This is a genomic window from Senegalimassilia faecalis (assembly GCF_004135645.1).
Taxonomy (GTDB): domain Bacteria; phylum Actinomycetota; class Coriobacteriia; order Coriobacteriales; family Eggerthellaceae; genus Senegalimassilia; species Senegalimassilia faecalis.
In genome coordinates this window covers 2,135,832-2,157,447 of sequence record NZ_SDPW01000001.1, presented here as the reverse complement: position 1 = coordinate 2,157,447, position 21,616 = coordinate 2,135,832, and the positions used below count along the sequence as shown (strand labels likewise).

Below are 21,616 nucleotides of genomic sequence, written 5' to 3'. Positions count from 1 at the left end.
AGGCTTTCTGCTGTTTGGTTTGTGCCGCCCGATACGGCGGGGCGCCTTGAAAGCTTCGTTTGGCGCGCTGCTGGGTGTTGATTCTACGGCTTATTGCGTAGGGCTGTAATGATTCGTGATAGCAAGGGAGCTTGATATGCGAGTGCTGGATTGCGATGAGTGGCGAACTTTAGGGCAGCTGTACGCGTTTTTCGGGAACAGCCTGCTCAGCCCCATGAATCGCACGGAAACGGTTGGGCTTGACCCGGCGTTTTGGCATGATTTGGCCGGACTGCTTGGCGGTGCGATTGCGCGCCCGGCGCTGGATTGCGCTGCGTGGGCAGAGCGGGCGGCAGGTGATTGTTCGCGCGATGAGCTGGTGCAACGTGTTTCCGTTGAGTTCACACATTTGTTTGTCGGGCCTCCTTCGCCGGCGGCGCCTCCGTGGGAATCGGCAAATGGGCCGGTGGGATCGCATGTTGGTTTCGGCGAGGCAACATATCAGATGCGCGAGCGCTTGCGCGCGGTGGGGTTGGCGCAATGCGGTTCCAGCAACCAGTTCGAGGATCATCTGGGAATCGAGCTGCTGTATTTGTCCGAGCTGTGCCGGCGTATTGCGGATGCGCAACGCTCGACGTGTGGTTCGGCGGATGCGCAGGTTGAGGAGCTTGAGCGCTTTGCGCGCGAGCATCCACTTTGCTGGATTGGCCGGTTTTACGACAAAGTGGCGGCTTCGCGACCTGACGGCTATTTCGTGCATGTGCTCGATTGCGTACGTGCTTTGTTTGAATGGCAGGTTGCGTAACGCTTGGCTTGCGAGGTGAATGCCTGCCTGCTAAGAGCGCGCGACTGTTCGCGAGGTGTTCACCGGCTGTTGAGTTCCAACGCTGCGGCACAAGAGGGCGCGGCGGAGGTTGTTGCCTCCGCCGCGCCCTCATTTTTTGCTGAAACTACCGCGATGTGCGTAGGTTGAGGTGTGCTGTCGGCAGAGCCGGCGCGCGGCGCCGGGAAAACCCCAGGTTGTCGGTTGCCGGCGTAGTGGGTTGAGCAATTGTGGTCACCAACCTACGCACTTGGCGATAGTTTGCATGCGAGATGATGGCCTGCGTTTTTGGCTTCGACTTCGAAAAGGAGATTAGTTACCTGGCGCTTAGGGCGTTTGCCTTGTGGCTCGCATTTTTTGCTGCTATTGGGAACTATCGCCAAGTGCGTAGGTTGAAGCGCATTGTCTGCAGGGTGGGCATGCGGTGCTAGCAAAACGCCAGGTCGCAGATTGGCGTGTTTGGGGGCTTGCTGCCATATGCTGTTCAACCTACGCACTTCGCGATAGTTTGTGCTGGGACTTGGGGGGTGATGCGTCGTGAGGTTGGCGCAATTGGTGCGATTGGGTGTGGTGTTGGGCGTTTTGATGAGCGCGGACCTGGCGTGAACATGAGGAGAGGCGCCCGTGGGCGCCTCTCCTCATGTGCGGTTATGTGGTTGCTGGTAGCTTAGCGGCCGATGCGCTCGGGGATGCTGGCAATAGCGTCGGCTACGGCTTGCTCGACGTTGGTGGTGGGGATGTCGGTGCCGTTGACGCTGATGCATTCAGCCTGGTCAATGCCATATACGTGGCACAGGGCCTTTATGTTTTGCCAGCCAAGATCTTGTTCGTCGGTGGCAAGGCCGCCGCGGGTGGTGACGTAGTACAGCTTCTGGCCGCGGCACTGGCCGACAGGCCCGTGGTCGGTGTAGCGGTTCACGATGCCCGTGACGCTTATGTGCTCAAGGTACACCTTCAAAAGCGCCGGGTAGCTGCCGTCCCAGAATGGCGCCGCAACAACAATGACGTCGGCCTCGGCGAACTGATGGGCCAGGTCGAACATGGCATCGTCGTAGTTTTCCGCGTGGCGCAGCTGGTTTCGATGGGCGAGCGTTTCGGACGTGAACGGGCGCAGGTCGAGCTTCTCAAGCACCAGTTGCTCGGTGACGTATTCGCCTGTTTGCTGCAAGTTTGCCACCACCGCATCGGCGATTTTCCTGGTGTTCGAAGTTTCACGCAGCACACAACTGTCGATGTAGAGCAGCTTTTTCATAGGGGTCCTTTCGGTCGGATGCGGGGTTCGCAATTCACCATAGCACAGACCGAAACGTGGACAAACAGCGGTTTTGCTGCTTTGAGATGTTTCATACATTACCAGATTCCTCCGTTGATTATCAGTCTTGTTTTGCCTGTTCAAAGTGGTATTAAGCCTTAACCGCATTTTGGGAAAGGAGTATGCGATGGATGTTTTTGGGGTTGTCGGTGCGACCGCATCCTTCACGTTCGAAAGCAGTGTTGCCGTGCTTGAGCGCGCGTGCCCCGACTATCGCGGCTTGCATGTGAACCTGTGCGATCTGCTGCAGGCTCACGAGGGCGAATTGGCGCGGCGGCCTGCCCAAATGGCGCAAAATGGCCAGTAAACGGCGGGTAGGTTGCGCCCGGCGGCAGAAAGCTTCATGATGGAGCGTGAAACCTTTGGTTTGCAAACGAATCTTCGAAAGCGGGGGAGCATGAACTACTCGGAGATCAAATATTTCGATATCGCCAACGGCGAGGGCGTGCGCACCAGCCTGTTCGTGTCGGGGTGCCGTCATGGGTGCCCGGGCTGCTTCAACCCCGACCAGTGGGATTTCACGGCGGGCAAGCCGTTCTCGCGCGAGGTGCAGGACAAGATCGTTGAAAGCCTGGCGCCGGAATATGTTGATGGCCTGTCGCTGCTTGGCGGCGAGCCGATGGAGCCGGAGAACCAGCGCGCGCTGGTGGACTTCGTGGAGCGCGTGCGGCAGACGTATCCCGGCAAGTCCATTTGGTGCTACACGGGCGATTCGCTGGATGACCTGCGCAATCCCGATAGCCCGCGCCATACCGAGGTGACCGATCGGCTGCTGGCTGCTATCGATGTGCTGGTGGACGGTCCGTTCGTGCAGGCGCACCACGACATCACGCTGCGCTTCCGCGGCTCGTCGAACCAGCGCATCATCGACCTGCCGGCCACGCTTGCCGGCGACAAGGTGGTCCCGTGGCGCGACGACCCACAGTTCACCAGCCATGTGATGGTTGCGCCGAACGCGAAGGAACCGGCTGAGTAGGCGCGGTTGGCGCCTGGCGCTAGCCGCCGGAGCGTGAAAACTTGCAACAGAAAACGGGCCGCATCGCCAGGCGTTGGCGATGCGGCCCGTGCTATTCGGTCGGGATTCGTGCGGGGCGCTCCGTTTACGCCGCTTTCACGTCGTCAAGCTCCTGACCTGCGTGCGGGTCGTTGAACACGTCAAGGTTCATGCGACCGGCCTGCTTGGCAACCACGGTGGTGCACACGGCGTCGCCCGTGATGTTCACGGCGGTGCGGGTCATGTCCAGGATGCGGTCGATGCCCATGATCAGTGCGATGCCCTCAAGCGGCAGCCCCACGGAGTTGAACACCATCGACAGCGTGATAAGTCCCACGGACGGGACGCCAGCCGTGCCAATGGACGCCAGCGTTGCCGTGGCGATAACCGTTGCATACTCCATGGGCCCCAGCTGCACGCCGAACAGCTGCGCCGTGAACACCACGGCCACGCCCTGCATGATGGACGTACCGTCCATGTTGATGGTGGCTCCCAGCGGGATGGTGAACGACGAGATGCGGCGGTCGACGCCCATCTTCTTCTCCAGCGTCTCGATGTTCAGCGGGATGGTGGCGTTCGACGTGGCCGTGGAGAACGCGAACATCATCACGGAGATGAACTTCTTCAGGAACTTCACGGGGTTCACGCGGGCCAGCAGGAACAGCAGCAGCATGTACACCACCAGGCACTGCACGGCCAGCGCCAACAACACGCCGAGCATGTACTTCACCATGGGCAGGAACGCGTCGAAGCCGATGTTGGCGAACGTGCGTGCCAGCAGGCAAAACACGCCGATGGGCGCCACGTACATGACCAGAGAGGTCATCTTCATCATGATATCGTTGAACTGCTCGAAGAAGCGGTGCACCACCTCGACCTTGCGGCCCATCATGGACAGGATGATGCCGATGAACAGGGCGAAGAAGATGATGGCCAGCATATCGCCCGATGCCAGCGCCTGGATGGGGTTCTTCGGGATGATGTTCAGCAGCGTGTCGGCGAACGAGACGTCGGTGGACGTGCTGCTTGAAAGCGACGAGGTGTCGCCGGCGACCAGGCTGGACATGTCCACGCCGCGGCCGGGGTTGATAAGGTTCGCCACGCTCAGCGCTACGGACACGGCAAGCGCGGTGGTGCATAGGTAGAACGCCAGCGTTTTCAGGCCGATGGTGCCAAGCGTTTTCGTGTCGCCGATGGACGACGCGCCGCACACGATCGAGCAGAACACCAGCGGCACCACCAGCATCTGCATCAGGCGGATGAAGCCCTGGCCAACCATGTAGAAGATGCCATTGACGAACACGTCGTCGCGGATGGTGCCGGCCGGCACCAGGTAGTGGAAGATCACGCCGCAGACAAGGCCGAGCAGAAGCGCGATGAGGATGGCGCCGGTCAGCCCGATGTGCAAGCGCTTGGGCTTTTCGCCCATGTTGATTTTGGTGGACATGCGGCGCCCCTATTCTGCGCAGGCCAGCGCGGCCAGGTCGTGTTCGGCGGTGAAGGCGGCAAGGTCGTCTTCCCAGGTGGGCATGGCGAAAACGCCGGTGAGGCGCGCCATCATGTCGTCGAGCTCGATGCGGTAACCCTGGCGCGGGTTCGCGGTGCCGCGCAGGTTGCCCGTGGGCTGGCCGGCAAGCGTGAATGCGCGCTCGAAGAACTCGAAGCGGCTGGTCACGCCCGTGCAGGCGGCGTGGAACGTGCCGAACTCGTCTGACTCCATGACGGCCAGGACGAAGCGCGCGAATGTGTCGGCCGACGTGGGGCAGGCGAACTGGTTGGCGGGGACGGGCACGGTTTTGCCTTGCGCCGACGCTTTGAGGGCGCGGCCAAGCAGGTCGTTGGGCTGGGCGGTGTACACCCAGCTGGAGCGCACGATGATGTGGCGCTGGCACAGCTCGCGCACGAAGCGCTCGCCGGCCTGCTTCGACTTGCCGTACACATGCGGCGGGTTCGTGACGTCGAACTCGTTGAACGCATGGTCGGCGTTTTCCGGGAACAGGTCGTCGGTGGACAGGTGCACCAGCGTGGCGCCCACACCGTTGCTGGCGATGGCCAGGTTGCGCGCGCCGAGCGCGTTGACCTTGTAGGCCTTGTCGGGGTCTTCGTCCGCCTCGGTGCGGCTGGCCAGCGCGGCGCAGTTGATGACGAAGTCGGGGCGATACGATTCGGCGTAGTTCATGATTTCGTGCAGGTCGGTGACGTCGATTTCGGCGTCGGTGGTGACCACTTTGTAGCGGCTGTGGTCGAGCGCGTGCTCGATGGCTTGGCCCATGCGGCCGGCGGCGCCGGCAATCCATACGGTTTCTTGGGGACCCAATCTCATGGGGCTGCTCCTTTGCTTGGTGCTCGTGCACGTGCCTTGGTGGGCATAGCGTAGCGGCGCTGGTGTTTGGCCAGGTTGTGGCGCCTTCGGCCGCGCACAGCCTGCCGGTTGGTTGTGCGGCTTGGTGCTTCGCGCACGAACGGATTCAATATACAAACGTGTTTATTTTACCCCTGCTTGCGCTGTTACGTGGGGTGCATGTAGACCGAAACGAAACCGAAATGCTTTGCAGTTTGTGCGGTGGCTTAAGGGCAATGCGTGCGGCTGTCAGGGCGCCTGTTGCGGTTTGAACCGGTCTTTACGGTTGCGCTTGTTGGTATCTTCGTTTTCGCAGGTCGCGCTTGCCTTTACTGCAGCGTGGCATCTACGGCGCTGATCACGGCGTTGCGCAGGCCAGCCGCCTCCAGCGCGGCGACGCCCTTGATGGTGGTGCCGCCCGGCGAGCAGACGGCGTCCTTCATGGCGCCGGGATGCGTGCCCTCTGCCAGGTGCAGCTGTGCGGTGCCGGCCATCATCTGCGCGGCCAGGCGGTACGCGGTGGCGCGTGGCAGGCCGTTCTTCACGGCGCCGTCGGCAAGCGATTCAAGGAACATGGCGGCAAAGGCCGGCCCGCACCCGGCAACGGCCGATGCAGTGGACAGCAGGTTTCCCGCCACAGGCTCGATGAGCGCGATCGGGCTGAACAGCTGCGTGAACGTGTCCCATTCGTCGCAGGTCAAAGAGTGTTTTTGCTCGCAGGCGATTACGCCGCAGCCAACGGCAATGGGCGTGTTCGGGATGGTGGACAGGTGGTGGCTTTCTTGCCCGAGCAGCTCGTCGTAGAAGTCGAACAGCAGCCCGGCGGCAACCGAGACCACGGCCTTGCCCGCAAGCGCTTCGCGCGCCGGTGCAAGCACGTCAACAACCATGTGCGGCTTCACGGCAACGATGATCAGGTCGCTTGCTTCGGCGACTTCGGCTGCGGTGTGCACCGGCGTCGCGCCCAGCGCGGCGCAGCTGGCCTGAAGCTTGTCGTAATGCGCGGCGCAGGCGGTGATGCGATCGCCTGCAACATTCGCGTGCTCTGCCAGGCCTTTCGCCATTGCCTGGGCCATATTTCCAAACCCAATGAATCCGATGCGTGCAGTTTTCGCGTCCATGGTTCTCCTTTTGCTGAGCGCTTGCATTTGAGCGTTTCCGGCGCAGATGCTCTCTTTCGCCGATAGGTCGATGATTTCGCTTTGGGGCGGGCTGCTTCGCTGCTGCGAACCCACGCTTGAGCGCAGAGCAGTTGGGTGGCAGCGGCGGTTTGCCTGCAAAAACCATTGTAATCCCTGCAAGGTAAAGACTTCGTTTCGAACGTGCGTCAAGTGCGTAGGTAAACCTCGTTCGGCATCAAGATTTTAGTCGGCTTGTTTCGAACGGGCGCCATGTGCGTAGGTTCATTCGGAGATTTCGACACGAAGGGCGGTTTCCCTGCGGTTTTGGCGTCGAAGTGCGGTGGTCGGCGTGCTCTCCCTTTCGCAACCTACGCACTTCACGCATGTTTTGTTGCGTCCAAGTTTTCTCAAGGGCAAATGGCAAGATCGATGGGTGCCGGCACGACGAATTTCGCCGCGATGGCTACCGCCGCCGGGGTTCAACGTAGCTAAACTGCTACGAAACCGCATTTCTCAAAATGCGCAGCATGAAAAAAGTGGGCCGGCAGGAAACCCTGCCGGCCCACTTGCCCCTATTGCTTGCGAAGCGTTATCGCGATGGTGTTGAGGCACTCGAGCGCGCCGGCCTTAACGGCTGCGCGATCGCCTGCTGCATAGGGGTTGTCGCAGGCGACCCAATCGGCCCAGGCTTCTGCCGTGGATGTCATGGGGTGCATGTCGAGAATCTGAACGCCGGGGGTTTGCCCAATCATGCTCCGCCACCAGGGGATATCGTGCATGTATGCAAGCTGCTCAGGTGTCAAAGATTCAAGCAGGCATGCAGGCAAATCGTCATGGCAATCGCGCACCATGCCGGGGATAGACAGGTACAGCATGCCACCTTGCTTCACGTAGGGCAGCAGCTTTTCGCCGAGGTAGTGCGCATCGCGGCCGTAGTAGTTGTAGGAGTCGATGCTCACCACGGCATCGAAGAAGCCGTGCGGGAACGGCAGTCCCTGCGTTGCATCGGCCTTCACGGGATGTATCCCCTGTTCAGGAACCTTCATGCTGCGGAAAAACGCGTGGTTTTCCGCAGGGTCGCTCCACAGATCAACGGCATAGGTATCCAGGCCGTATTCGCGCGCAAGCATAACGCTGGTAATGCCGGTGCCCGACCCGAGGTCGCAAATGCGGCTGCCTGCAGGGAGGTCGGCTTCAAGGAGCAACTCCTCGCAGAGCTTTAGCGGGGTGGGACCCATGATTTTAGATTGTACGATTGCAGACTCGAAGCTGTTCGCTTTTGGGAAATGCATGATGGTGTCCTGTTCTCATTGGTTGATAGCTTGGTTTTGACATAGGGGTCAAAAGAACGCCGCAAAAACCTTAGACCTGCTTATCGCAGCCTTCTGACCAGGCTATTTGCTTAGCGTTCTCTAAAGAACAGGGACCAAAAAGACATCCCCTTGAAATTGATTGCGACAAAGCTTTTCTTTGTCGCTTGCCGGTATTGTATGCGCTCGGCCAATCGCGCGCAACAGTAGCGAGCGATTGGCCGGGCAGCACCAGCTAGCAATCGAGGTGCTGCCGCGAATCGAAGCCCAGCTCCTTAAGGTTGCTGGCCAGGTAATCGATGCTGGTGGGCGTGACCTTAATTAGGTGCAGCATAGTTTTGATTTTGTCGAGCATGGCAGGCTTGATGCCTTTCGCGCTGGCGGCGTCGGCGAACTCTGCGCTGTCGGGGTCGACGATTTTCGCAACGCCAGTGACCTGGGCACTTGCAAGCGTTCCGAATCCGGCATACGGCTCGTAGATAGCAAGGCACACGTTCTTGTTGTGCTCGAGCGCCGCGAATTTCAGACCGCCTTCCGAAAAGATCCAAATCGCGCCATCGCGATAGGCGTACTCAAGCGGTGTGCATCGCACAAAATCGCCCGAGGCGCAGGCGAGCGCACAGGTGTTATGCGAGGTTAGAAAGTCGTCAATGGCCTCTTTGAGCTGTTCATCCGGCATACGCGTCGCATCGTTTTCCTTGCTAGTCCAGTAGCCTGCCGCTGCTTCATATTCGCACTCATTCATGATATGCCCCTTTCTTTGGTTGATTATCGCGCTTTTTGTCGAGCGGGCAAATGGGGAATCGTGTTAGCCAGGGCCTTATCCGCGTGCCACCGACGGCGTTGCCTGGGGTTGATGGAGCGCGAAAGGCGGTCGGGTGCACTCCGGGCATCAAAAGATGCGCGAAGTGCGTAGGTTGATTTCGCGAAAGCGCATATACAGGGGTTTGGCGAGGTTGCTTTACGGGAAAAGGCCAGATGGCGGCGATGTGGAAACGGGTATCGCGAGCGGAGGTTGAAATACCTACGCACTTCGCGAACGAAAGGAAAGTGGTGGGAATTTGACATAGAGAGGAATGGGCCGAACGAGGGGGAACGTTGCGGTTTGTTTGGCATCTCTGCTTTTGAATGTGGCGCGAGAAAAGCAAAGTGGCGCTTCATTGGCTTGAATTTGCTGATGATGGAGGCTGCCAGCATGTTGATGCGTGGATTGCCGAGAACAGCGGAATAGAAGAGAGCTGCCTCAGTAGCGTTCTGATTAGGCGTTTTGCTAATAATCGTTCTTGGAGCATCTGCTTGAGATGTTTGGCGTTCGAAAGCGCAGATGCTTCTTATTTGTGGCGTGGTGGGGGGTAGGAGTCGCTCTCTGCCGGCGGTGTGGGCGCCGGGCGTGCGCAGGCGGACGCTAACTTGGCGTGGTTAGGCGGCTAGTGTTTCCCAGTTGATGAAGATGTTGCGGCGCAGGTCGTGCTCTCGTTTGCGCAGGTTTTTAGTTTTGCGGCGGTAGGTGATGCCGAGGTGGCTTGCTAAGAGCCGCTTGACGGCGTCGAACCGATCGGCCAGTGCAATCTGCTCGTATGAAAGCAACACGACTTCGTAGCCCATGTGCTGCAAGGCTACGGTGCGGTTGGCGTCGGACACTGCCGACGCGGTGTTGTCGTGCGCGATGCGCCCCTGGCACTCGATAATGAGCGGCTTCTTGCCTTTACGCTGGTCAAACAGCAGGTCGGCATAACAGGTGCTGCGATTTGCCAGCATAGATGCGGCGGGGGAAAGCGCAATGCGCTGGTTATTGGTAAATGCCGGGAAGCCCTCGCCGCCTTTGCGGCGGGATTGGGTCAGCAAAATGGATGTTTGTGCCTCAAAGGGCGAGGCGGTTGCGCCCGTTACGGTTTTCGCCGCTTTTGCGAAGCGTCGGTTGCCGCGCATGCCCTTCGTGGCCACCGCGAACTGGCGTAGCTCGTCAAGGCTGATGAGCGGGCTGCGTTGCCAAAGGCTGGTGGGTTTACCGTCTTGTCCGGTGACTCGCCGCCAGCTGTTCGCCGGCAGTGTGCCGGCTTGTTGCGCGGTGGCAAGCAGGTCTTCGATTTCGGTCGAGGGTTTGAACACGGAAAACGTGCCGCAGAACTCGTACATGGCCATCGCAAGGTGCTCTTCCGAGAGATGTTGCGCTAGTTGCAGCAGCGTGAACAGGGGCGATGTAACGTTGATGCCAAGGTCAGTAGTCTGAACGCAGCCGAATGGAAGCTCGGTGGAGGCAAGGTGCGATCGGATGCATTTTGCGCTCGAGCGCTTGCGGCGGTTGGTGACCATAAAGTGAATGGTTGGCCCGACCACGTGCCGCACCAAGGGGTGGCGCTTAAGTCTGTTGCGGGTTTTGTCGGTTTGAGCTGCGGGAACTGTGGGCATTAGCGCGAGCACCTGCGGCGGTGTGCGGTGCAGGTGGAACGCTGATATGTCGCATAAGGTTTCTTCCATGGGCGAACTATACGCGATGATTGCGGGCTTCGGCGCCGCGACGCGAAACGGTTGCCAACGCGTTACCCATTGCGAGCAGAGCGGCAAGGTTTCGCGTGCTGGTGGGCAGTCATGAGCGATTTGACGTGAGGGGTTTGGGAAAGGAGGAAGCCCGCGAGGTTGAGAAACGAAAGGGGTTGGCTACTCGTGCGAAGCTCGTTTTGGCATTGACCCCCCCTGGCGTTCTTGCTGTTTCACCTGCGGCAACGAGGCGGGTAAGCGAGGGGTAATCGCTCTGCCTGCCTTCGTCAATCTGCCGTGCTGCGGCAGATGGTACGTTCCGCTTGCGCCGTTTGTGGCCCCTACGCCCTTGCGCTTGCCGTTACGCGGCGGACTTTGCGGCCTGCTTTTGCTCGCGTTCGGCCTCAAGCAGCGCGCGGGCGTGGGCGATGGCGTCGTCGATGTTCGGGCGGAAGTGCTCTTCGCCGATCAGGTCGACGAATCCGGCGCGGCGCATCGTTTTCATCGGCTGCTCGTTCGCGTGGCTGAAAATGAGCCGAACGCCGTTTTCGCTGCAATAATCGTACAGGTTCTCAAGCGCGTTCATGCCCGTTGCGTCAAGCGACGGCACACCGCGCATGCGGATGATTAGGTATTTCGTGAAATCCTTCACCGAGATGTCGGAGATGCGGTCGGTCATGCCGAAGAACATCGGGCCGTTGATCTCGTACACGCGCACGCTTTTCGGCAGCTCGCGCAGGTGCGTAACCTCGGAGTTCTCGTCGCAGTAGTATTTCCAGCCTTTCACTTCGGTTTCTTCGCTGACCATCTTCATGAACAGCGCCATGGTGATCAGCATGCCCACGGCAATGGCTGTGACCAGGTCAAACACGATGGTGAGCGCGAACGTGAGCACCAGTGTGGCCACGGCGCCGCGCGACGCGGTGCGGCACAGGTGCGCGAAGTTGCGCCAGCCCGACATGTTGTAGGCAACTTGCAGCAGGATGGCCGCGATGGTGGGCATGGGAATGAGCGCGGCGTAGGGCATAAGGAACACCAGCACCACCAGCAGCACGACGGCGTGCACCATGCCGGCGATGGGCGTGCGGCCGCCGCTTTTCACGTTGGCGGCCGTGCGCGCGATGGCGCCGGTGGCGGGGATGCCGCCGAACAGCACGGAGCCGATGTTGCCGACGCCTTGCGCCACCAGCTCCATGTTGCAGCGGTGGTGCGAGCTGATCATGGAGTCGGCGACGACGCACGACAGCAGCGACTCGATGGCGGCCAGGATGGCGATGGTGATGCCGTTGGCGAGTTCATCGCGGAAAAGGACCAGGTCAAGTTGGGGAACGTGAAGCGTGGGAAGGCCGGTGTTGATGGTGTACAGGTCGCCGATGGTGTTGACGTTCAGGTTGAAGGCGCCAACCATGGCCGCGCCGACGATGACGGCCACAAGCGAGCCGGGGATGCGGCGGGACACGCGCGGCCACACGATGAGGATGGCAAGGCACACGGCGCCGACCAGCAGCGCCTGCCCATTGATGGTGGCGATGTTGGCGCCGATGGCGGCAAGCTTGTCGGCGGTTTCGATGGTGGTGGTGCCGGCGGGGTACGTGAGACCAAGCAGGTCTTTGACCTGGCCAATCACGATGGTGACGGCGATGCCGGCCGTGAAGCCCGTCGTAATGGTGTACGGCACGAAGCGGATGAGCGTGCCAAGCTTCAGCAGGCCCATGAGCACCAGCAGAATGCCGGCGATGATGGTCGCCGCGATAAGGCCGTCGATGCCGTCGGTGGCAACAATTCCAGCGACGATGGTGGCGAACGCGGCGGTGGGACCAGAGATTTGCACGCGGCTGCCGCCAAGCAGCGCAATAAGGAAGCCGGCGACGATGGCCGTGTAAAGCCCCTGCTCAGGGCCGACGCCTGACGCGATGGCAAGCGCGATGGAAAGCGGCAGCGCCACGATAGCTACGACGATGCCGGACACGATGTCGCGTGGGATTTGGCGGCGCAGCTCCTCTTTATCGGTGTGTTTGATAACGCTGAACAGGATTGGCTTGAGTTTGTCGTGCTGCATGGGTTCCGTTTCGTTGCTGGTTGTGCGGTTGCGGGCGCGCTTGCCGCCCGGGCCGGGCTTTGGAGACAAAAAATGTCCCGCCCAGGTTGCCCCGGGCGGGACATGCGCGTTTTCAGTTGTTGCCTTGCGGTTGCAAGGGTTGACTATGGTAACGCTTTAGTAACGGATGACGGTTGGGTACACAAAATCGTCAACTTGCGGGTTGCGTTCGTGCGGGTGAGTTCGCGTGGTTGCAGCTGTGCGGCCCCCGCAGCTACGCCGACCGTGTGCCGCATGCGTGTGACGCGCAAACTCGCCCCAGGGGCTATGCCGTCGCGTGCCACATGCATGACACGCGACGGCCCGCGGCGAAAAAAGCCCGCTAGCTTTCGCCAGCGGGCTTCGCGGAAATCGGTTTCCCCAGGTGAAATGCGCGCGATTAGAAGCGCAGGCTCAGGCAGGACAGGCCGCCGTCGATCTTGCGGTACTCGGAGGTGTCCACCACCAGCGTCTTGTAGCCCAGGTCCTGGACGGCCTTGAGCACGGTGGGGTAGCCCTCGGCCACGATGACGGTGCCGTTGACCCAGATGCAGTTCGCGCCGTAGGCCTCGTCCTCGGGCACGACCACCTTGTTGTACTGGGCAAAGTCGGGCTTGTCGATGAACTCGCCGGACACCAGCATGTTGTTGTCCTCGATGTAGTTCACGCCCGTCTTCAGATGCAGCACCTCCTCAAGCGGCACTTCGGAGCCCTCAAGACCCCAGCCGGCCAGGATTTCGCAGAACTGGCGGATGCCCTCTTCGTTGGTGCGCGCGGAACGGCCGACATAGAAGTGGTCGCCCACCATCATGACATCGCCGCCGTCGAGCGTGCCCGGGGCCTCAATGTGCTTGACATGCTCGTCGTCGAAGAAGCGGCGCACGACCGGCTCGATCTCGTTCTTCTCGCCGTTGCGGCTGTCCGCGCCGGGGTTGGTGATGATGGCGCCGCAGCGCGTGATGACGGCCGGATCCTCAACGAAGCAGCTGTCGGGATACTGCTCAAGCGCGGGCAGGACGGTGACGTCGACGCCGCACTGCTCAAGGGCGTGCTCGTAGTCGTAGTGCTCCTCGATGGCGCGCTCGTACATGGGTTTGCCCAGTTCAGGAGCGCTGGTGATGCCGTCGCACAGCGACTTGCCCGGGCGGCGGATGATTACGTGGTTGAACTTCGTCATGCTTCTCTCTCCTTGAAAACATGTCTTCGGCGCGCCGGCAGCTTGCTATGCGCGTCGCGTTCGGGGTTTGTGATAGCTGCTTGCATGGCATTATACCCGCATTTGCGCGCCGCGGCAGAAAAGGCTGCGCGGGCTTTAACTGCGATTTCGGGCGCTGTTGGCGAGCGGTAATTCCTAGCTGGCTCCTATTATTCGCGAAGTGCGTAGGTGATGCGTCAAGGTGTATGCGGCGGTGGATGCAGGTTGACAAAATGCCTGGGAAATGGCGTCGCGATTTTGGCGCGAGGGCGGAGAGTGGCTACAACCTACGCACTTCGCGAATGATAGGGAATTACTGGGGAATCAAAGGGCACGACGGCTGCTGCCGTTTGTGGTGATTGGCGATGGGTTGGGGGTTTGGTTTGGGTTGCGCGATGCTAGCGGGCGATACGGCCGCGATTGCGTTTTCGCTGGTGGGAGTTAGGGGTGCTGCCGTTCGCGGCGTCCGCCGATGCGTCGGGCGCGCTTTCGGCTGTCTCCTGGTGTTCGGGGCTACCCTTGTCGCCCAGCTGCGTGATGGCAATCGAACCGAAAATCAGCATGAAGCCCAGCGCCATCCTTGGCGTAAGAATCTCGCCGAAAAATGCCACGCTGAACAGGGCGCAGAACACGCTTTCCAGCGAGCAGAGCAGGCCGGCCTCGGCGGGCGACACGTGTGCTTGCGCGAGGTTTTGCGCAACGGCGCCGAACGCTGCCGAAAGCACGCACACGTAGGCCATCGCGCCGATGAACTGGGGCGTTGCCACCTGCGCGGCGGTAGGTGCCGGCTGCGTGGCTGCTGCAAGCGCAAGGGCAAGCACGCCGCTGGTGAATTGCTGGATGACGGTGACGGTCAGCACGTCGTTGTCGCGCATGACCAGCCCGATGACAACGATCTCGGCGCCATAGAGGAACGCGGAAAGGACGCTGACGCCGTCGCCGAGGCTGATGGAAAAGCCGTCAGTCAGCGACACCAGTGCAATGCCGATTGTACAAACGGCGGCGGCGATCAGGGTTTTTGTTGCCGGCCGGCGCCGCGCAACCACCCACCAGATAAACGGGACGGTCAGGCAATAGCATGCGCTCAGGAAGGCGTTTTTCGACGGCGTGGTCATGCCGAGCCCTAAAAACTGCGTCCAGAAACCCAGGAACGAAAACAGGCCGATGATGCACCCTGCTTTAAGAACGCGCGCGTTGAAGTGACGTTTGATGTGGGGAAACAGGATGATAAGCAGCACGATGCCCGCGCCCAAGAACCGAATGGCGGTGAACCACGTTGCGCCAACGGTTGCGATGGCCCCTTTGCCGATGACGAACCCCAGCCCCCAAATGGCGGCCGCGCACACCAGTACCAGGCGGTAAACGCCCAGAGGATATGTCCTGCTTGCAATGTCCATGGGACATTAGTATACGCGGGATTGTTGTGGCGCGCGAGCATGGACGGTATCCTGGTGTGCGGAGAGAATCGAAAGGTACACGGAGGAACACATGAACTATCGCGTGCTGGGGAAGACGGGATTGAAAGTCAGCGAAATCGGCTTCGGCGCCGAGTGGATGCCGGGCGGCGACGCGCAGGCGGTGCGCGAGGTGACGCGCGCGGCGGCCGCGGCGGGCGTGAACATCGTTGACTGCTGGATGGCCGATCCGGCCGTGCGCCGTGTGCTGGGCGATGCGGTGTGCGAGCAGCGCGAACAGTGGATCGTGCAGGGGCATTTCGGCTCGACTTGGCAGGACGGCCAATACGTGCGCACGCGCGACATGGACAAGGTTGTGCCGGCGTGGGAATACCTGCTTGACTGCTTCGGCGGCCACATTGAGCTGGGGCTTATCCATTACGTTGACTCGACGGCCGAGTTCGCCGAAATCATGGCGGGCCCGTTCATCGACTACGTGCGCGCCGAGCGCGCGGCGGGCCACATCGACCACATCGGCCTGTCGACGCACAACCCCGACGTGGCGCTTGCCGCATGCGACTATGACGACATCGCCATGATCATGTTCTCGCTCAACCCTGCGTTCGACATGCTGCCGCCGTCCGAGGACATCAGCACCATGTTCGCCGAACATTACAGCGACGACCTGTCGAACATCGACCCGCGCCGCCAGGAGCTGCACCATCGCTGCGAAGAGCGCAACGTGGGGCTGGCGGTGATGAAGCCGTTCGCTGGCGGGCGGCTGCTTGATGCGGAGAAATCGCCGTTCGGCGTGGCCATGACGCCGGTGCAGTGCATCGACTATTGCCTGGCGCGCCCGGCGGTGACGTCGGTGCTGGCGGGCTATCGCAACGTCGATGAGCTGGCCGGATGCGTGGCGTACGAAACCGCAACCGACTGGGAACGCAATTGCGGCCGCGTGCTGTCCCACGCGCCGGCGCACTCGTATTTCGGCCAGTGCATCTACTGCGGGCACTGCCAGCCGTGCGCGGTGGGCATCAACATCGCGGAAGTCAACAAGTTCTACGATCTGGCGCGCGTCCACGACGAGGTGCCGGAATCGGTGGCCGGCCATTACGCGGCGCTGTCGGCGCACGCGGGCGACTGCCTGGATTGCGGCTGCTGTGAGCGCAACTGCCCGTTCGGCGTGCGCATTGCCTGCCGCATGGAATACGCAGCGGAGCTGTTCGGCTATTAAGCCTGTGAAGAGGGAAAACGAAGCGAAAACGAGAGGGTCCGGGGCATGTGCCTCGGACCTTTTTGGTTGGGCGCTGTGATGCGCCCAACCGTTTGCATGCGGGGTTGTTAGGCGCTCGCCGCGCGGGGGGTGCTGCTGCGCGACGGGGGCGCGCATTCGCTGCGTGGCGTTTTCGCGCGAAGCCGCGGGGCAGTGCGTTTTGCGAGAGCGCGTCGGAAAACGAAGGCGCCTGGCCGTGCGGTTGCGAAGCCTAAGACGTGTGGTTTTCGGCCCTGATGCTTAGAGGCCGCACGCGTCAAGGGCAACTCGGCGGAAGCGGGCTTGGATTGCGATGCCCTCGTGCGCGTTACTGCTCGCGCACGAGCTGCTGGTAGCCGGTGCCCCACGTGGCCATGCTTTCGATGATGGGGCGCATGGTGTTGCCCAGCTCGCTTAAGGCGTATTCGGTGCGCGGCGGCACTTCGGGGAAGACGGTGCGCGTGATGATGCCGTCTTTCTCCATGGCGCGCAGGTTGTCCGTGAGCACTTTCTCGCTGATGCCGGGGATGGCGCGGCGCAACTCTCCGAAGCGGAACGGCCGGTCCATCAGCTGCTGGATGATGAAGATCTTCCACTTGTTGCCGATGAGCATGAGCGTGGTGGCAACGGGGCAGGGCGGCAGTTCCTCTTTCGTGAGCATGGCGTTCCTTTCTTGCGTCGTGCGGGCGGCTTGCGAAGGCTTGCGGTCTATGCCGTACCAGCGGCGCGCGACGGCGTTGTCATGCGTGCGCTGCGGGCGCGCATGCGCTGGCCGGCGAGCATATCGCGAGGTCGCCCAGCGTGCTGGTGTTGGTTGCTGCGCTGGCGCGCGAGCCCGGCTGGCTTGCGCTGGCGTGTCGGCCGGCCAGGCGGTTCGGCATTGCTGCGCGCTTGGCATATGCGAGGGCGTGCGCTGGCGCGTGTTGTGTGCCAGCAGGCGTTTGCGTCCTTCGCACTGGCGAAAGGGGTACTTACCAAAAGATGCGTACCTAATAGATTAGTGCCTTCTTCCGCCGCCGCGCGGGTTTCCTGAAAATGCATTATAGACGCCCGACTGGGAGGCGTTGCGATGAAGAAGGAGACTGACATGAGCAATCTGAACGACGTCGTCGGCGCGCCGGCCTGCGGCACCACCGACCTGGCTCCGGCCTGCGGCGCGAAGGATTCAGCTCCCGCATGCGGCACCGCGTGCGGCTCCGCGGACCCGGCGCCTGCTTGCGGCTCTGCCGACCCGAAGGCTGCACCGGCTTGACGGCGCGGCGCCCATCGAACAGGCTCGCGGCTACCGCATCACGGATAGCCGCATCGGTTGCGGAACCTGCCAGGGCGTCTGCCCGCAAGGCGTCATCGAGGAGGGCGACCCGTTCTGCATCCAAGCCGAGCACTGCCTGCACTGCGGCGCATGCTATGAAGCCTGCCCCGTCCAGGCCATCGAGCGAACCGGCGAATAAAGTCGTTTGCAATTCGCAAGAACGGATTTAACCAGGGAAAACGAAGAAGGATCCTCCATGTGCAGTACCTGCGAAACAGCGGGAGAGAACGTTTCCGTACCGGTTGAAAATGGTGACCGACCTATACGGCCCACGTTCGCCCTCCAGTGGCACATCACCGACGAGTGCGATCAGCGCTGCAAGCACTGCTGCCTGTTCAGCGAGGACGCGCGCATGACGTGCAAGTAGATGAGCTGAGACGACATGATGCTTGTGCTGAACAGCTGCTATGACTTCTGCGACCGCGTCGGCCGCGAGCCGTACTCCTACATCACTGGCGGCGACCCCATCTTGCATCGCGATTTCTGGCGGTTGGCCGAAGAGCTGCACGCCCGCGGCGCGAAGTGGTGCATCATGGGCAACCCCTTCCACCTCACCGACGAGGTGTGTCGCCGCATGCGCGAACTGGGCTGCCGCAAGTACCAGCTGAGCCTAGACGGCGCCACCGCCGCCGCGCACGACCTGTTCCGCAAACCCGGCAGCTTCGACGAAACGCTGCGCGCGGCCGGCTGCATCAAGCGCAGCGGCATGTGGCTGGTGCTTATGAGCACGGTGAGCAGCATGAACGCCGCTGAGCTGCCCGACATGATCAGCTTGGCCGCCCGCATCGGTGCCGACGTGTTCGCGTTTGGGCGCTACTGTCCCACGAAGGCCCAGCGTTTCGAGGAATTCCACATGGAACCGCTGGAGTATCGCGCGCTGCTGCTTGCTTGCCAGGAGCGCATCGACGCGCTTGCCGCCGCCGGCTGCACCACCACGTTCCAGAAAAAAGACCACCTGTGGACGCTGCTGGAGTGGGAGCAGGGGCGCTCCACCATCCCGGAGGGCGCGGCGTGCGGCAAGATCTACGACGGCTATTACTGCGGCATCGCGCACATGACGGTGCTGCCAACCGGCGACGTGTACGCGTGCCGCCGTATGGAAAGCCGCATCGGCAACGTGCGCGAGGAAAGCATGTTCGACCTGTTCACGGGGCAGAATATGGAAGCGCATCGCGAGTTCTCGAAGTTCGAGAAGTGCAACTGCTGCAAGCTGCGCGGGTGGTGTCGCGGCTGCCCGGCCGTGGCGGCGGGCTACACGGGCAACAGGTACGCCCCTGACCCGCAATGCTGGATGGAAATGGATTAGCAACTGACGGATTTGCCGCGGCGGCGTTTCGCCATTCGGAAGTACACGTCGCGGCGGGTTCGTGTGCCGCGAACCGCGCGGCACTTTGGCGGAGCGAGGTAGGGGCTGGCGCTGCGTCTTCGACGCGCTGGTGGCAAAAAAGCTTGTGCCGATGTCGGCCCCGCAAGAATATAGGGTGAGTTGCGAATGAGGAAATTCGGAAGGAATTAGGCAATGAACTGGGTAAACAATGCGGAAACGTTCGAGCGCGATATCGCACGCACGGCTGAGACGATTAATGCGGCCGATGCCGTGTTCGTGGGTGTCGGCGCGGGGCTTTCCACGGCGGCCGGGTTCACCTACACCGGCGAGCGCTTCGAGCGCCACTTCGCCGACTTCCACGCGCGCTACGGGTTCACCGACATGTACTCGGGCGGGTTCTATCCGTACGCCACCAGCGAGGAGTTGTGGGCGTTTTGGCGCGCCGTGCTGGAGAATTCGCAGGCCACGTACGTGTGCGCGAATTACGGCGAGGCGGTGGCGCCGCGCGAGATAGGGGGCCGATCCATCTGCATCAACGCCGATTTGACGAAGACGATCGACGCGCTCTCGGCGGCGCTCGGCCGCTAGCGGGGCCCGGCGCTTCGCTTGCGGGAAGGCGACGGCGGTGCGGCGTGCCGGCGGGGCGGCTGCTGTCGGCGAAAGCGGCTTTGCTGACGCGCGTCGATTGATGTCGCGGGGCATTTCGAGGGCGATGGTGGTGTGACTTGCCAAGCTGGATTTGCCAGCGAGGGGGAATTACGCTTGATAGGGCTGCGCAAAAAAGACGGGTTGCCCTGAAAAACAGCCCGCCCCTTTGCCGTTTTGGCCTGCGCCGATGCGAGATTTCGTCTTACGCCCAGGTGAAATTCTCGCGTCCGGCGCCCACTTCGAAGTGGTATTTCACGATGCCTAAGTCCACTTTCGCGTAGAAGCCCATGCCTGCCTTTGCCGACACTTTGCCGTTTTCCAAGGTCAGCTTGAACTTCTGCTGGTTCATGGCCGTGGGCGCCAGAAGCGCTGCCTCGACGCCGGCCTTGAACCACGCCGGCAATCTGCTGCCCAGGTTGCTTACCTCGGCGGCGGACTTCACCTTGTGCGTCACGCCTTGCGTTTCCCCATGTCCCAGCGCAATGACCACGGTCAGCTTCTCGTTGGCGCCCACCTGGAACACGCCCGGAATCTTCTTGTACGTCATGGCCACCCAGCAAGTGTTCAGGCCCAGCTGCTGCGCCTTCAGCACTAGGCGCTCGCCGTAATAGCCGCACAGCTCGTCAAGCTGGCTGCCTTTCGGGCCCACCAGCGCCAAGTAGTTTTTGGCGCCGCTGAACTTGCCGTAGTGGGCCATGGTGCTGTCGAACGCCTTCGGCTCGTTCACGACAAGCTGGATGTGCAGCCCGCCTTCGCGGTTGCACGCCGCGATTTCGTCTTGCAGCGCAGCAAGCGCGTCGGCCGCGATGGGCTCGTCAGTGTATTGGCGCACGCTGTGGCGCTGCTGGATTGCTTCCATAAGTTCCATGGTATTCGCTCTTTTCGTCGTATCAGGGGTACGGTGCCCGCCTCGTCTTACGTTGTGGCTGCGTTTCTTTGATGCGGTATAACCGCAGGTAAACAGGGTAGAATCGAAGGATTTGATTGCAGCGCGTGCCCGTGCTACTTGATGCAGCTTCGATCGGGCTGGTCTTCCATGATGCGTTTTGTGTGCATGAGCATGTGAAGCAGGCCGTTCATGGCTTTTGCGTCGGCGTCGAAGTAGTAATAGTTTTTCGTGCCCTCGCGGCGCATCTTGACCAGCCCCGCGTCCTTAAGGATTTGCAGATGATGCGACACGGCAGGGCGGGAAAGATGCGTGCGCTCCGTGATCTCGCCTACGCGAACGCCACTGCACTTGCCGATTCCAATCATCTCGACGATGAGGTGTTGGCGGTTTTCGTCGCCAAGTGCCAGCAGGATTTTTCGGCACGACGCGAACTCTTCGGCTAGCTGTTGAATTTCGAGTGAGTTAACGTGTTGCCGCTGCTCGTCGTCTTGCACATCATGTGATTTCGCGTTTTCCAATCGGTGATACCTTCTTTCGTTCAACCGTTTAAACCGTTTATAGCATGCAGGACGGCGAAAAGACCCATTGGGAAAGAAAATCGAGACCATTGAAATCCTAGTAAAACGCTAACGTTCGCGAAGTGCGTAGGGCGCATCGCTGTGCCGCCCTTGCTTTGTCAAAAGGTGCGCGAAGTGCGTAGGTTGAGGCGACGGACGCGAGAGTTCCTCGCCGGCGCGCCGCAAATGCCCTGGTGGCGGTTTTTGGACTGGGGCGGCTTGTGCAGGCACGTGCGGCAACCTACGCACATCGCGCACCTTCTGTTGAGCAATCATTCGGGAATCGAGTTTCGAAGTATCGTCAAGTGCGTAGATTTATGAGCACGGCGCCACCAAGGCGGGGACAGCGTGCACGTTTCGGCTGCTCGGTCTTGGCCTGAGCAAAGCTCTGAAGCCGCTCGTCACGCTAACCTACACACTTCGCGAATGATAAGGATTCACTAGGAATTCGAGGTGCCATTTGGCGGCATTTTGGGTTTTGCTTGGGCGTTGGTTTGTGGCAAGAAGGACCTGCCGCGGATGATGCTGGGGGTCGGGGCACGAAAAAGGCGGCAGCCGATGGCTGCCGCCTTTGCCTTTGCGGAAAGCAAGGACTAGAAGAATA

Annotated in this window: 23 protein-coding genes; 10 read left to right on the top strand and 13 right to left on the bottom strand. The window is 61.1% G+C overall.

The genetic code is table 11. The features are described 5' to 3' along the window. Window positions 1–136 precede the first annotated feature (136 nt). Window positions 137–784 carry a TorD/DmsD family molecular chaperone gene (locus ET524_RS08970; RefSeq protein WP_129425131.1) on the top strand — a complete coding sequence of 216 codons (648 nt, stop codon included), beginning with the start codon at window positions 137–139 and terminating at the stop codon, window positions 782–784. A gap of 685 nt (window positions 785–1,469) precedes the next feature. Here the strand turns inward: ET524_RS08970 and ET524_RS08965 are convergent. After that, window positions 1,470–2,054, bottom strand: coding sequence for an NAD(P)H-dependent oxidoreductase (locus ET524_RS08965; RefSeq protein ID WP_161566664.1), 585 nt, complete (start codon window positions 2,052–2,054; stop codon window positions 1,470–1,472). A 187-nt stretch (window positions 2,055–2,241) separates the two neighbouring features. Here ET524_RS08965 and ET524_RS08960 point away from each other — a divergent pair, with 187 nt between their 5' ends. After that, window positions 2,242–2,421 carry a hypothetical protein gene (locus ET524_RS08960; protein ID WP_129425127.1) on the top strand — a complete coding sequence of 60 codons (180 nt, stop codon included), beginning with the start codon at window positions 2,242–2,244 and terminating at the stop codon, window positions 2,419–2,421. A 90-nt stretch (window positions 2,422–2,511) separates the two neighbouring features. Next, on the top strand, window positions 2,512–3,090 hold the full coding sequence (nrdG, locus tag ET524_RS08955; protein WP_129425125.1) for an anaerobic ribonucleoside-triphosphate reductase activating protein: 579 nt from the start codon (window positions 2,512–2,514) through the stop codon (window positions 3,088–3,090). Between the two features lie 124 nt (window positions 3,091–3,214). On the opposite strand, the gene ET524_RS08950 is transcribed toward nrdG, so the two are convergent. The 9 genes from ET524_RS08950 to ET524_RS08910 form a co-directional block, all read right to left on the bottom strand. Next, window positions 3,215–4,555, bottom strand: a complete 1,341-nt coding sequence (locus ET524_RS08950; RefSeq protein WP_201738754.1) for a dicarboxylate/amino acid:cation symporter — start codon at window positions 4,553–4,555, stop codon at window positions 3,215–3,217. 9 nt (window positions 4,556–4,564) lie between these two features. Further along, window positions 4,565–5,431 (bottom strand): SDR family oxidoreductase, encoded by an 867-nt coding sequence (locus ET524_RS08945; RefSeq protein ID WP_201738753.1) that lies wholly within the window; start codon window positions 5,429–5,431, stop codon window positions 4,565–4,567. 347 nt (window positions 5,432–5,778) lie between these two features. Then, entirely contained in the window at window positions 5,779–6,570 is a 792-nt protein-coding gene (proC, locus tag ET524_RS08940; protein ID WP_129425123.1) for a pyrroline-5-carboxylate reductase, read from the bottom strand. A gap of 572 nt (window positions 6,571–7,142) precedes the next feature. Next, window positions 7,143–7,862: a class I SAM-dependent methyltransferase gene (locus ET524_RS08935; RefSeq protein ID WP_129425121.1), complete on the bottom strand. Its 720-nt coding sequence runs from the start codon at window positions 7,860–7,862 to the stop codon at window positions 7,143–7,145. A gap of 253 nt (window positions 7,863–8,115) precedes the next feature. Next, window positions 8,116–8,625 carry a pyridoxamine 5'-phosphate oxidase family protein gene (locus tag ET524_RS08930; protein WP_129425119.1) on the bottom strand — a complete coding sequence of 170 codons (510 nt, stop codon included), beginning with the start codon at window positions 8,623–8,625 and terminating at the stop codon, window positions 8,116–8,118. A gap of 674 nt (window positions 8,626–9,299) precedes the next feature. After that, a complete protein-coding gene (locus tag ET524_RS08925) occupies window positions 9,300–10,358 on the bottom strand; it encodes a PDDEXK family nuclease (RefSeq protein ID WP_129425117.1) in 1,059 nt (352 codons plus the stop codon). 361 nt (window positions 10,359–10,719) lie between these two features. After that, window positions 10,720–12,417 carry a SulP family inorganic anion transporter gene (locus tag ET524_RS08920; RefSeq protein WP_129425115.1) on the bottom strand — a complete coding sequence of 566 codons (1,698 nt, stop codon included), beginning with the start codon at window positions 12,415–12,417 and terminating at the stop codon, window positions 10,720–10,722. A gap of 418 nt (window positions 12,418–12,835) precedes the next feature. After that, window positions 12,836–13,612: a dimethylarginine dimethylaminohydrolase family protein gene (locus tag ET524_RS08915; protein WP_129425113.1), complete on the bottom strand. Its 777-nt coding sequence runs from the start codon at window positions 13,610–13,612 to the stop codon at window positions 12,836–12,838. 416 nt (window positions 13,613–14,028) lie between these two features. Then, a complete protein-coding gene (locus tag ET524_RS08910; protein ID WP_129425111.1) occupies window positions 14,029–15,027 on the bottom strand; it encodes a DMT family transporter in 999 nt (332 codons plus the stop codon). Between the two features lie 91 nt (window positions 15,028–15,118). Here ET524_RS08910 and ET524_RS08905 point away from each other — a divergent pair, with 91 nt between their 5' ends. Then, window positions 15,119–16,261, top strand: a complete 1,143-nt coding sequence (locus ET524_RS08905) for an aldo/keto reductase (RefSeq protein WP_129425109.1) — start codon at window positions 15,119–15,121, stop codon at window positions 16,259–16,261. Window positions 16,262–16,607: 346 nt separating this feature from the next. Here the strand turns inward: ET524_RS08905 and ET524_RS08900 are convergent, their stop codons facing one another. Then, window positions 16,608–16,940 carry a winged helix-turn-helix transcriptional regulator gene (locus ET524_RS08900; protein WP_129425107.1) on the bottom strand — a complete coding sequence of 111 codons (333 nt, stop codon included), beginning with the start codon at window positions 16,938–16,940 and terminating at the stop codon, window positions 16,608–16,610. A gap of 426 nt (window positions 16,941–17,366) precedes the next feature. Here ET524_RS08900 and ET524_RS11800 point away from each other — a divergent pair, with 426 nt between their 5' ends. The 5 genes from ET524_RS11800 to ET524_RS11785 all read left to right on the top strand — a co-directional run bounded on the left by ET524_RS11800 (window position 17,367) and on the right by ET524_RS11785 (window position 19,506). Beyond that, a complete protein-coding gene (locus ET524_RS11800) occupies window positions 17,367–17,531 on the top strand; it encodes a hypothetical protein (RefSeq protein ID WP_201738752.1) in 165 nt (54 codons plus the stop codon). Next, complete coding sequence (locus tag ET524_RS12100; RefSeq protein ID WP_330854454.1) at window positions 17,491–17,730, top strand: 4Fe-4S binding protein; 240 nt, start codon at window positions 17,491–17,493, stop codon at window positions 17,728–17,730. The genes ET524_RS11800 and ET524_RS12100 overlap by 41 nt, the downstream gene beginning before the upstream one ends. 57 nt (window positions 17,731–17,787) lie before the next feature. Then, complete coding sequence (locus tag ET524_RS11790) at window positions 17,788–17,958, top strand: hypothetical protein (protein WP_201738751.1); 171 nt, start codon at window positions 17,788–17,790, stop codon at window positions 17,956–17,958. Between the two features lie 15 nt (window positions 17,959–17,973). After that, on the top strand, window positions 17,974–18,897 hold the full coding sequence (gene acgM / locus ET524_RS08890) for a radical SAM/SPASM domain protein, ACGX system (RefSeq protein WP_201738750.1): 924 nt from the start codon (window positions 17,974–17,976) through the stop codon (window positions 18,895–18,897). Between the two features lie 213 nt (window positions 18,898–19,110). Continuing rightward, window positions 19,111–19,506 carry an SIR2 family NAD-dependent protein deacylase gene (locus tag ET524_RS11785; protein ID WP_201738749.1) on the top strand — a complete coding sequence of 132 codons (396 nt, stop codon included), beginning with the start codon at window positions 19,111–19,113 and terminating at the stop codon, window positions 19,504–19,506. A 262-nt stretch (window positions 19,507–19,768) separates the two neighbouring features. Here ET524_RS11785 and ET524_RS08880 read toward each other — a convergent pair whose 3' ends face one another. Beyond that, complete coding sequence (locus ET524_RS08880; protein ID WP_129425105.1) at window positions 19,769–20,434, bottom strand: nitroreductase family protein; 666 nt, start codon at window positions 20,432–20,434, stop codon at window positions 19,769–19,771. A 134-nt stretch (window positions 20,435–20,568) separates the two neighbouring features. Next, window positions 20,569–20,973 carry an ArsR/SmtB family transcription factor gene (locus ET524_RS08875; RefSeq protein WP_201738748.1) on the bottom strand — a complete coding sequence of 135 codons (405 nt, stop codon included), beginning with the start codon at window positions 20,971–20,973 and terminating at the stop codon, window positions 20,569–20,571. A 492-nt stretch (window positions 20,974–21,465) separates the two neighbouring features. Here ET524_RS08875 and ET524_RS11575 point away from each other — a divergent pair, with 492 nt between their 5' ends. Beyond that, complete coding sequence (locus ET524_RS11575) at window positions 21,466–21,609, top strand: hypothetical protein (protein ID WP_161566663.1); 144 nt, start codon at window positions 21,466–21,468, stop codon at window positions 21,607–21,609. Window positions 21,610–21,616 lie beyond the last annotated feature (7 nt).

Excerpts from the sequence above, each read along its gene's own strand:
- ET524_RS11785 (WP_201738749.1), top strand. The coding sequence starts at position 19,111 with ATGAACTGGGTAAACAATGCGGAAACGTTCGAGCGCGATATCGCACGC.
- ET524_RS08920 (WP_129425115.1), bottom strand. The coding sequence starts at position 12,417 with ATGCAGCACGACAAACTCAAGCCAATCCTGTTCAGCGTTATCAAACAC.
- ET524_RS08900 (WP_129425107.1), bottom strand. The coding sequence starts at position 16,940 with ATGCTCACGAAAGAGGAACTGCCGCCCTGCCCCGTTGCCACCACGCTC.
- nrdG (WP_129425125.1), top strand. The coding sequence starts at position 2,512 with ATGAACTACTCGGAGATCAAATATTTCGATATCGCCAACGGCGAGGGC.
- proC (WP_129425123.1), bottom strand. The coding sequence starts at position 6,570 with ATGGACGCGAAAACTGCACGCATCGGATTCATTGGGTTTGGAAATATG.
- ET524_RS11800 (WP_201738752.1), top strand. The coding sequence starts at position 17,367 with ATGAGCAATCTGAACGACGTCGTCGGCGCGCCGGCCTGCGGCACCACC.
- ET524_RS08965 (WP_161566664.1), bottom strand. The coding sequence starts at position 2,054 with ATGAAAAAGCTGCTCTACATCGACAGTTGTGTGCTGCGTGAAACTTCG.
- ET524_RS11790 (WP_201738751.1), top strand. The coding sequence starts at position 17,788 with ATGTGCAGTACCTGCGAAACAGCGGGAGAGAACGTTTCCGTACCGGTT.
- ET524_RS08935 (WP_129425121.1), bottom strand. The coding sequence starts at position 7,862 with ATGCATTTCCCAAAAGCGAACAGCTTCGAGTCTGCAATCGTACAATCT.
- ET524_RS08880 (WP_129425105.1), bottom strand. The coding sequence starts at position 20,434 with ATGGAACTTATGGAAGCAATCCAGCAGCGCCACAGCGTGCGCCAATAC.
- ET524_RS08970 (WP_129425131.1), top strand. The coding sequence starts at position 137 with ATGCGAGTGCTGGATTGCGATGAGTGGCGAACTTTAGGGCAGCTGTAC.
- ET524_RS08930 (WP_129425119.1), bottom strand. The coding sequence starts at position 8,625 with ATGAATGAGTGCGAATATGAAGCAGCGGCAGGCTACTGGACTAGCAAG.
- ET524_RS08910 (WP_129425111.1), bottom strand. The coding sequence starts at position 15,027 with ATGGACATTGCAAGCAGGACATATCCTCTGGGCGTTTACCGCCTGGTA.
- ET524_RS08925 (WP_129425117.1), bottom strand. The coding sequence starts at position 10,358 with ATGGAAGAAACCTTATGCGACATATCAGCGTTCCACCTGCACCGCACA.
- ET524_RS08945 (WP_201738753.1), bottom strand. The coding sequence starts at position 5,431 with ATGAGATTGGGTCCCCAAGAAACCGTATGGATTGCCGGCGCCGCCGGC.
- ET524_RS08915 (WP_129425113.1), bottom strand. The coding sequence starts at position 13,612 with ATGACGAAGTTCAACCACGTAATCATCCGCCGCCCGGGCAAGTCGCTG.
- acgM (WP_201738750.1), top strand. The coding sequence starts at position 17,974 with ATGATGCTTGTGCTGAACAGCTGCTATGACTTCTGCGACCGCGTCGGC.
- ET524_RS08905 (WP_129425109.1), top strand. The coding sequence starts at position 15,119 with ATGAACTATCGCGTGCTGGGGAAGACGGGATTGAAAGTCAGCGAAATC.
- ET524_RS08950 (WP_201738754.1), bottom strand. The coding sequence starts at position 4,555 with ATGTCCACCAAAATCAACATGGGCGAAAAGCCCAAGCGCTTGCACATC.
- ET524_RS08960 (WP_129425127.1), top strand. The coding sequence starts at position 2,242 with ATGGATGTTTTTGGGGTTGTCGGTGCGACCGCATCCTTCACGTTCGAA.